This window comes from Okeania sp. (genome assembly GCF_035285525.1).
Taxonomy (GTDB): Bacteria; Cyanobacteriota; Cyanobacteriia; order Cyanobacteriales; family Microcoleaceae; genus Trichodesmium.
Genome location: NZ_JAYKGW010000212.1, coordinates 1 through 9,598, shown reverse-complemented (window position 1 = coordinate 9,598; position 9,598 = coordinate 1). Strand labels below are relative to the sequence as shown.

Sequence of the window (9,598 nt, the reverse complement as noted above, 5' to 3'; positions counted from 1 at the left end):
GACAGGGCGGGTTTAGCTAAATCTGAGAGTCAACCAAAACATCTCTAGAAAAACCCATCCCTACAATAATCGACAGGGCGGGTTTAGCTAAATCTGAGAGTCAACCAAAACATCTCTAGAAAAACCCGCCCCTACAATATTTTTTATAAACAATAATTATCAGGATTCGACATTACTTTCTACTTCCTCATCATTATAGAATCTATAAAACAGAGGTTCATCCTTAAAACGATGTTCATCAAAAATGTGGTGAATTATTTCTTGTTGCAACATTAACTCACCCATCATTATTGCCTCTTCCCTCGTAGCTCGTTCATTAACCATTAACCACTCCACTGCTTCCGAACCTAAAAAGACATTTTTAAAGAGCTTAAACTTAAACCGTCGATCTTTGATAGAAACTCCATTCTCTCCCCGCATTGCATTAGATATCGCCTCCCAGTCGTACTCTTCTTTGATAACAGGAGGTTCAAGAAATTGAGTTTCTTGAGATATAACTCGGAACTCATCAGAGGTTTGCGATCGCAGCCAACCATAGATTTCTGGGTCGAGTTCTTTGAGAGTTAGGTCTTTTTGAGGGCGAGCCACATCAATGCCATACTTGCGCAAATGTATTTCTATCTGGTTATATAAGTGAGTTCTCACCTTTGGTTGCTTCAGAGGATCGCGGATAAATGCTACCACCCGAAATTGCAACCCATCTTCTATATATTCCCGAAATTTAACCTTGGGGGGAGGATGACGCAAAATATCTGGATGTTCTACTTGTGCAGCAGCAAGTAGAACCCTGTAGACAAAGTCAATATCTGTTTCGTAGGGAATTGTTACATAAGCTTTCACCCTCGTGATACCACTACGGTTCCAGTTGAGCACTTCCCCTTCAATAAAGCGAGAATTAGGAATAGTAATAATGTAGCGTTCGATATTGGAGATATCAGTAGTCCTAGTACCAATGCGTTGAACTAAACCTTGAAATTCTCCCACCTGGACTAACTCTCCAACTTTGATCGGACGGACGACAATTAAAATTAATCCACAAATAAAGTCTTTCACAATATTTTGTAATCCAAAACCAATACCGATTCCCAGCGCCCCAATTAAAATAGCTATAGATTGAAAATCTACTCCTCCAGCATTGATAATTAAGAGTGTGCCAATAGATAGTAGTGCATATTGAGCAAAAAAAGCAATTGCATCTTGGTGACTGCGTTCAACTTCTATGAGTGGGAGTAAGCGAGATTTGAGAATACGAATAAACCAACTTACCCCGATCCAAAGTGCTACAACGGTTAAAGCGATCGCTAATATGCGGTTGAGAGAAATCTTCTCTTCTCCCAATTGAAACATTTGGCTACTAAATGTTTTGTTTAGATGTTCAACAACTTGGTAAAACCAATCTTCAGTTATGGGAAATAATTTGACTCCATACCAGATAAATGTCGCCCATACTCCTACCTGTAATAAGACCAGAACCAATAATTGCAATGAGTACCAACGTCTTTCAGGGTTTTTGATCTTCCGACGTAGAACTTGACGAAATAGTAATACTAATCCTGTCTGAAGCAACAGAGTGATCACAAAAGCAATTGTCAGATATTTGAGTGCTATTCTTAATTCAAATTCAGACATTTCGGTATTTTTGGTATTAGCTGTCCGTTCCTGCCAAATTTTATCTAAACTCTGCTGGAGTTGTTCCTGCAATGTTTTTGCCTCCTCTTCTGATTCTACCTCCATCAAGAGACGACTGTTAACCATTAATTCTAAATTTTGCTCAATGGGAACTACTTTGACTAACAGGCGATTATCATCTGATTCTACTTCTACCAAGAGAGCAGTATCAACAGTCAATTCCACATTTTGTTCAGAAGGAGTTACTTTGAGTTTTGGAGGTGTTTTCTTTTGTAGTTCCACCTTGGGCGGGATTTTTTGTTCAATACTATCAGCTAATGCTGACTCTAAAGTTGATGTGATAGATGCAGCTCGCTCCTGAGCTGTGTAGTTATCTAAAGGTTCAATTTCTAACAATATTCGACTATCTAATATCACTGGAGCTTTGATAATTTTTACATCTTCAGCTTGGACAGGAGAGAGGAGAAAAACTGATAGTAAACCGATGCAAAGTACAAGGGCAAATCTAAATATATATTTGGGAAATTTTGCCATATTATTTTGTATAAAATTCATCTTCTTTAATTTGCAGAAATATAGAAAGGTATAGTCATAAGAAATCATTTGTGAGAAAAAACTGCAGGGGTTTAGTCTCCAAATTCTTTTCCATTTGGGTTTGGAAAACAAACCCCTACTATGAAATCTGAAAATCTATTTAGGATTGCTATAAATGAACTAGAGAAATTTACTATAATATGGCTGTATATTTTATAGTATCAAACTAAATTATGTCAAGACCAATAGACTCCTCTAGAAAAGAGGGAATAGGCAATGGGCAATGGGCAATAGGAAGAAGTAATTCATAATGTATGGATAAGAATTGATTTCCTGTTTTTTCTTTTTGGAGATGTCTCATAAAAGTTTTATATTCTCAGACTAGAATTTTAAATTCAGTCAAAATATAGTAATCCTAAAAAGCTTGTAATGTTTTATTATAGGGGTTAGCTTTCCGAACCTAAGTGCAGATAGAATTTAGAGATTTAATCTCTAGGTTTGTTTTGAAAAATTATTTAGGATTGGTATAGCTTAAGCTAATTTTATTGTAAGCATTTCCTGCGGGATGCTCCGCAAACAGATATTAGCTAGCCTCCCCCTGAAGAACTGCAGGATTTAGGAATAAAAACTTCAACTTTAAGGAGAAAATTTAAACGAATATCAACTTAAAAACTGGTTTTTATAGTCAAAAAAAACTTCTGAATAATGAATCGCTTTATGAAATAACAAAAGTAATATTTGACGGCTGAATGCTTACATTTTATGATTAGATAATTGATGAGTATTTAATTGAAAATTCTATAGCTTAGTGCTAATATCTGAATGGTTATCAATTCTTAGTTATTTGAAATTATTATGGTTCAATATTCTCTAAATGTTACTAAAAAAAATACTAATCAAAAATATAGATATACTGTAGACTTAGGACAATATTATGAAGACCAGCCAACAATTTTTTTTACTCCCATAGTATGTAATAAAATTAAAAATGAACTAGAAAAGCAAAGTAACTGTAAAATCAATGAAATTCAGTTGCAGGGAATTATTAAAACTTGGATTGAAGATATAAAAGAAGGATATCGAGACAGTAGTATTATGCTAGACTTACCTACAGTTAATTATCAGAATATTCATAATCTAACAGACTTAGAAAATCAAACAATTTCCTCAGTTATTGATTCAGATTTATCTGATATAGAACCAAAAATAGGAGCATTACCTCCTCTAAATTTTTGTTAAAAGTTAAAGTAAGGAGTAGATTTTTTCAGAATAACAGAAGTTACACAAAGCCAGAAATCAACCGGGTTTATTGTTGTGATATTGTTGTTCAAACCACAAAATTTTGTTGATTAATCCAGTTTCTGCGTAAGTTCTGAATATAGCAATAATAGGTTGTAAGATTTGATTGTAGGGGTTTGGTCTCCTTTCCCCAAACGCAAAGGGATTTGGAAACCAAACCCCTAAAGTTTTTTCTGACAAATTATTTCATATTGTTATATCAGGACTTACACAAAATAATATATTTCCCCTAAATAAATAATTTTTTTTGACAATAATTATGGCTATTACTTGTAATTTATGTTTTTACAATAGAAATACGGACACAAACGAATTTTGTGAAGTTTGTGGTTCAGAAATTCAAACATCAATCAATTCATTTACAGCCCAAGAACAATGGATGAAAAATCCAGGAGGAAAAACATTTATTCAATCAGATGAACAACAATTAAACTTCAATCAAAATATTAATAACTATCCCCTAAAAACACCAGTAAATACCAATATTTTTGCCAGCCAAAATCAAATCATAGAAGATGCTCAAAAAAACCATATATCGCCTATAAGTTCTACCCGTACTCCTCTTAGTAAAAGCATTGTTGCTAAACTAATTTCTAAAGAAGTAGGTGCGCCGATAAGAGAATTTATTATTGATAGTCACAATGCTATTATTGGTAAATTTGACCCAAATATCGGACCAGTAGAAATTGATTTAGATGGGTTTTATGGAAATGAGACTGTTTCCTCAACTCATGCAGAAATCTATTTTGAAAATAATCAATGGCACATAAAAGATATGGGTTCAACTTATGGTATTTATATTAAACCTATAGGTAAAACTCGGTTTGGATATCGTATGAATAAACCAACAATATTAAATTCAGGAGATGAAATTTCTATAGGTAAAATTAGGTTATTATTTTTAATTACTTGACTTTAGCTATAATCCAATTGTTTTATCTAAAAATGTAGCTTGGGTTGTTGCTTGCTGACCTGTAGCGGTACAACAGTCAAACCTAACCTACTTCTATTATTGTGGTTGGGTTTTGTGCCTCAACCCAACCTACTTCTACTTCTATTATTGTGGTTGGGTTTTGTGCCTCAACCCAACCTACTTCTATTATGGTTCAAAGAAAATGTTAATAAATTGCCCAATTTGTGCCACAGAAAATCTTGATATAGCTATTACTTGTACTGCTTGTGGTTTTGCTTTAAAAACTTTAGATTCAGTAGGATATCAACTGCCTAATGGTACTTTACTTCAGCAAGGTAAATACAGAATAGAAAAAGTTTTAGGTGAGGGTGGTTTTGGCATTACTTATAAAGCAATTGATTTAGAAAATTTTACTGATGTAGCGATTAAGGAACTTTGCCCTGATAAGTTTCTTAGGCATGGAGTTAATATTATTTGGCCTCCTTCTATTTCTCCTAAAATTCAACAAGAACAAATCCAAAAATTTAAGACAGAGGCAAAATCTTTGAACAAATGTGTTCATCCTAATATTGTCAGAGTAATTAACTGGTTTGAAGCTAATAATACTGCTTATTTAGTTATGGAATTTGTTTTAGGTAAGCCTCTATCTAAAATTTTGCAAGAAAGAGGTAAACTTCCCGAAAATATTGTCAAAAAATATTTTATTGCAATTACAGAAGCTTTAAAGTTAGTTCATGCTAATAACTTTTTACATCGGGATATTAAACCAGATAATATTATTATTAATTCTCAAGACCAAGCTATCTTAATTGATTTTGGTTCTGCTAGGAAATTTTTAGCAGATATCACGAATAAAATGACTGCTATGTTAACACCTGGATATTCACCTATTGAACAATATACGAATTTAACTAAATCTAATCCTAGTACAGATTTGTATGCTATTTGTGCTTCAATTTATCATGCTTTAACAGGTGAAATGCCAATAGCAGCTCCTGGTAGATTAGGTTCAGAAAGTTTAATTTCTCCCCGGCAAATAGAACCATCAATTTCTGTTCAAACAGAAGAAATTATTTTAAAAGGAATGAAAATAGAAATAGAGGAACGTTTTCAAACTGCTGATGAATTAATTGAGGCACTGAAAGGTAAGTTTATTTCTGAAAATTTAAAGCAAGCTAGACAAATTTTAAAACAAGGAAATTTAACGGGAGCAGTTTCGGCTTATCAACATTGTTTGCTCGAAGAAACTGATCATGGTATAGCAGCAGTAGAGTTAGCAATGATATTAGTTTATATCGAAGATAACCAAGCTATTATTGCAGCTAATCAAGCAATTAAAATTAATCCTAACGATGGGAGAAGTTATGGAGTTTTAGGTTTAATTAATTGTCGGCAACAAAAATGGCAAGAAGCACTTCAACAATTAGAAAAAGCCGTAAAATTATCTCCACAAGAATCTTGGATACAGGCAAACTTTGCTTGGTCTTTAGCTAAAATTGGAAGATGGAAAAAAGCATTAATTGTATGCGATCGCGCTTTAAATTTAGATAATAATTCTGAGTTTGCATTAGGATTAAAAAACTGGATTTTATTCAATCAAGAACACTTGCTGAAAAGAGGTTGAAAATAGGATTGCTATAGTTACTTCATTCCTGAGATTGTAGGTTGGGTTGAGGTACGAAACCCAACGTCTGTGTTGGGTTTGACTTCGTACTGCTGCGCGGAAGCAAGCTAAAACCCAACCTACCTTATAGGAAATCTTCCACCGGGAAGGGAGTAATAGCTGAATGGTTACATCAAGACAGGTATGAAATATCTATCTTGAGATAGATGATTTATTTGAGTTTGATGGTATCTACTGTATGGTAGACATATTTTCTGGCTTTTTTATACCGATATTACCAGATTTGATATTAGCTACCTTTATAGTAAACAGGACTTACGCAGATGAACCCAGAAACTGGGTATGAGGGTAGATTATTACTGCTCAAAACAACGATTTATTATAGAAACCGGGTTCCTCCCGTGTAAGTCCTAGTAAAATTAATTCTTATTTACTTGTACCAATTAATTCTATACTACTATTATAAAACCAAACAATTTAGAAGAATATGAGTCAATTATTAGAACCATTTCGGGAAGCTTATAGAAATATGGAACTTCTACCATTACTGACAGAAACGGCACTGAAAAAGTTCTGGGTTGAATATGGAACTGAAACTATTGAAGAGTTGGAACAACTGGTGGAGGATAGTCCTTCTGGAGATAGTAAAATAATTTTTGCTGGTCATCGGGGATGTGGTAAATCTACTCTTTTAGCACAGTTTGGTCGGCGGATGGCAGATAAATATTTTGTGGTGTTTTTCTCTATCTCTGATTCGATAGAAATGTCCGATGTTAATCACATTAATATTTTGTTCGCGATCGCTGTTCGTTTAATGGAGGAAGCTGAAAAACAAAAGATAAAAATTAAACCTTCTATAAAAGAGCAATTTTATAAGTGGTTTGCCAAGCACACTAGAACAGAAATTGAAGAATCTCAAGCTGGAGTTGGGGTTGGTTTTGACTTATTTAAAATAATTAGTGGGAAGTTAAAAGCTGATGCTACTATTAGAGATGAAATTAAACAAGAATTTAACCGAAAAATATCTGATTTAATTGCTAGAATTAATGAAATTGCTGCTGTGGTTCAGGGTGCTTCTCAGAAAGAAATTTTAGTGATTATTGATGATTTAGATAAAATTGATTTGGGTGTAGTAAGACAGGTTTTTGAAGAAAATGTCAAATCATTATTTCAACCCAATATTAGAGTTATTTTTACTGTTCCGATTTCTGCTTTACGGGAAGTACGGATGGCAGGAACTTTAACAACAGAAACTAATAATCAAATTGTGATAATGCCAGTTTCTAAATTGTTTAAACAGGGAGAACGTTACATAAATAATTCTGAGCCAATATCAGAAGCGATCGCTATGTTAACTGATGTGATGTATAAACGCATTTCCAGAGATTTAATTGAGCCAGAAGTTGTTAAGAAAATTATTATTTATAGTGGTGGAGTATTACGAGAATTAGTCAGAATAACTAATCAATGTTGTCGAATTTGTCTGCGGTTAATTCGGCGCAAACCAGATGATTTAGACATAAAAATTAATGCTGAAGTGCTACAGGAAGCTATTACTAATATTAGTATTGATTTTGATACGAGAATTGGAAATGCGGACTATGAACTTTTACAGCAAACTTATCAATTCTTTACTCCAAATGACCCGAAAGAACAAAGATTTTTAGATCTATTGCATGGGTTATATGTGCTAGAGTATCGCAATGCAAAACTTTGGTATGATGTTCACCCTATTGTTACAGAAATTTTGCAAAGGAAGGGGAAGTTATAATGGATAATGGATAATGGATAATGGATAATGGATAATTAATACCAACTTATTAAAAATATGGAGCTAAGACTTAGGCAAAGAAACCCGGTCTCTTCTTGCAGAAACCCGGTTTCTTGTACAAACCGGGTTTCTCGGTTCATCTGTGTAAGTTATATCTATATTACAAACTATTTAAGATTGCTATAACTGATATGAAAAAGTTGCTAGAAAATCTGGAAAATCAGAATAATTATGATGACTTAATTATTTCCTTTGTTAAAGATATGGAACGGTTTAATTCCCCCAAACTTCCCTTTGACAAGCTTGCTCAATAATTAAATTTATTAAAATATAATAGCTGATATGAAAAAGTTGCTAGAAAATCTAGAGAATCAGAACAATTATGATGATTTAATTGTTTCTATTGAGGCGAGTTACCGAACTTTAAATATTCTGATTGCTGTTTGTGATGATAGTCAATATAGAGAAAAAATAATTCGCAAGTATGAAACAGAATTATCCCCTAATATTCCTTGCTATCGAGTGCAGATACCAAAAGGTGAACCTAGTCTGAGGGCGGCGATCGCTTCGGTGGTGGAAACTGATGAATATTTGCAGGCAGGAAATCAAGCTGTAATTACTGTGACGGGTGTGGAGGGGTTGCGTTTTTTGACTTTGGATGGGGAAAGATCGGAACAGGATAAGTTTTTCGGTTATTTACAGTGGACGCGGGAGGCTTTGCGACAATTTCCTTTTTCTATTGTCTTGTGGATGACGTTGCAAATGGAATGCAGTCTGAGTAAAAGAGCGCCGGATTTTTGGGCGTGGCGCAAGGGTGTATTTCGGTTTGTTTCTTTTCAGAAAAAGGCTCTTCCAAAGCAGGATGTGGATTTTTTGGCTCCGGTTTTGGGTGAGAGGTGGGATGAGGTGGATGATGATGACCCTTATTTTTTGCCTGTGACAGATTTGCAGGAGTTGATTTCTGATATTGAACGGGAAAAGGGAGAGAAGGATGTTAGTTTGGTGACTTTTTATGGGAGTTTGGGAAAGATTTTTGCTCGACGGTTGGAACGTGGGGAATATGAAGATTATCAGGAGGAGGTGCAGAAAGCGATGGGATATTTTCAGAAGGCAATAGCTTGGCAGCAAGAGTTGGGTTTGGAGGAAGGTTTGGCAAGCAATCTCAATAACTTAGCAGGATTATATGAATCTCAAGGAAAATACGAAGCAGCAGAACCTTTGTATTTGCAAGCTATTGAAATCGACAAAGTTGCTTTACCCGAAAATCATCCCTCTCTTGCCAATCACCTCAATAACTTAGCAGAATTATATCGTTCTCAAGGAAAATACGAAGCAGCAGAACCTTTGTTTTTGCAAGCATTAGATATGTTTGAACAAACATTAGGTCAGGAACATCCTCATACTCAGACTGTACGAAAAAATCTCGAACTTTGTCGGCAACAAAAACAGAGTCAGACAGGGATTTCGTCGCGGATACGCGGATGGTGGAAAAGGATAAACTGAAAAGGAGCGATCGTGTAGCGGTGCGTAACACTATCGCCAATTAATTTTGGTATTATGTAGAATCCAGTTTAATAGTTGTCATTGCGACGATAGGAAGCAATCTCCCGAAACCCCCTGAGATTGCTTCCTTCCACGGAGAGACCGTCGCAATGACTTGGGTACAGTAATTATCTGGATTTGATATTACCCGAAATATGCTGTAGTTGTTGGGTTTCGTGCCTCAACCCAACCTACACCTACTTAATTTTTCCTCTTCTACTCCCCTTTCAAAGGAGGGTTGGGGGATTTTCTGGTGCTTTCCTTGTTTGATATTACCCGAAATATG

The 9,598-nt window shown here is 34.7% G+C and carries 7 protein-coding genes; 6 read left to right on the top strand and 1 reads right to left on the bottom strand.

From position 1 onward, the window contains the following. Positions 1 to 159: 159 nt before the first annotated feature. Positions 160 to 2,184: a mechanosensitive ion channel domain-containing protein gene (locus VKJ25_RS20185; protein WP_324238438.1), complete on the bottom strand. Its 2,025-nt coding sequence runs from the start codon at positions 2,182 to 2,184 to the stop codon at positions 160 to 162. 834 nt (positions 2,185 to 3,018) lie between these two features. Here VKJ25_RS20185 and VKJ25_RS20180 point away from each other — a divergent pair. From VKJ25_RS20180 to VKJ25_RS20155, 6 genes are all read left to right on the top strand, one after another. Further along, positions 3,019 to 3,402 carry a hypothetical protein gene (locus tag VKJ25_RS20180; RefSeq protein WP_324238437.1) on the top strand — a complete coding sequence of 128 codons (384 nt, stop codon included), beginning with the start codon at positions 3,019 to 3,021 and terminating at the stop codon, positions 3,400 to 3,402. 319 nt (positions 3,403 to 3,721) lie between these two features. Continuing rightward, positions 3,722 to 4,375: an FHA domain-containing protein gene (locus VKJ25_RS20175; RefSeq protein WP_324238436.1), complete on the top strand. Its 654-nt coding sequence runs from the start codon at positions 3,722 to 3,724 to the stop codon at positions 4,373 to 4,375. A 202-nt stretch (positions 4,376 to 4,577) separates the two neighbouring features. Then, on the top strand, positions 4,578 to 5,999 hold the full coding sequence (locus VKJ25_RS20170) for a protein kinase domain-containing protein (RefSeq protein WP_324238435.1): 1,422 nt from the start codon (positions 4,578 to 4,580) through the stop codon (positions 5,997 to 5,999). A gap of 487 nt (positions 6,000 to 6,486) precedes the next feature. Beyond that, positions 6,487 to 7,770, top strand: coding sequence for an ATP-binding protein (locus tag VKJ25_RS20165; protein ID WP_324238434.1), 1,284 nt, complete (start codon positions 6,487 to 6,489; stop codon positions 7,768 to 7,770). Positions 7,771 to 7,961: 191 nt separating this feature from the next. After that, entirely contained in the window at positions 7,962 to 8,084 is a 123-nt protein-coding gene (locus tag VKJ25_RS20160; RefSeq protein WP_324238433.1) for a hypothetical protein, read from the top strand. A 28-nt stretch (positions 8,085 to 8,112) separates the two neighbouring features. Beyond that, positions 8,113 to 9,273: a tetratricopeptide repeat protein gene (locus VKJ25_RS20155; protein ID WP_324238432.1), complete on the top strand. Its 1,161-nt coding sequence runs from the start codon at positions 8,113 to 8,115 to the stop codon at positions 9,271 to 9,273. The last annotated feature ends 325 nt before the right edge of the window (positions 9,274 to 9,598 follow it).

Coding starts and splice junctions, on each gene's coding strand:
- VKJ25_RS20165 (WP_324238434.1), top strand. CDS start 6,487: ATGAGTCAATTATTAGAACCATTTCGGGAAGCTTATAGAAATATGGAA.
- VKJ25_RS20155 (WP_324238432.1), top strand. CDS start 8,113: ATGAAAAAGTTGCTAGAAAATCTAGAGAATCAGAACAATTATGATGAT.
- VKJ25_RS20170 (WP_324238435.1), top strand. CDS start 4,578: ATGTTAATAAATTGCCCAATTTGTGCCACAGAAAATCTTGATATAGCT.
- VKJ25_RS20180 (WP_324238437.1), top strand. CDS start 3,019: ATGGTTCAATATTCTCTAAATGTTACTAAAAAAAATACTAATCAAAAA.
- VKJ25_RS20175 (WP_324238436.1), top strand. CDS start 3,722: ATGGCTATTACTTGTAATTTATGTTTTTACAATAGAAATACGGACACA.
- VKJ25_RS20160 (WP_324238433.1), top strand. CDS start 7,962: ATGAAAAAGTTGCTAGAAAATCTGGAAAATCAGAATAATTATGATGAC.
- VKJ25_RS20185 (WP_324238438.1), bottom strand. CDS start 2,184: ATGAATTTTATACAAAATAATATGGCAAAATTTCCCAAATATATATTT.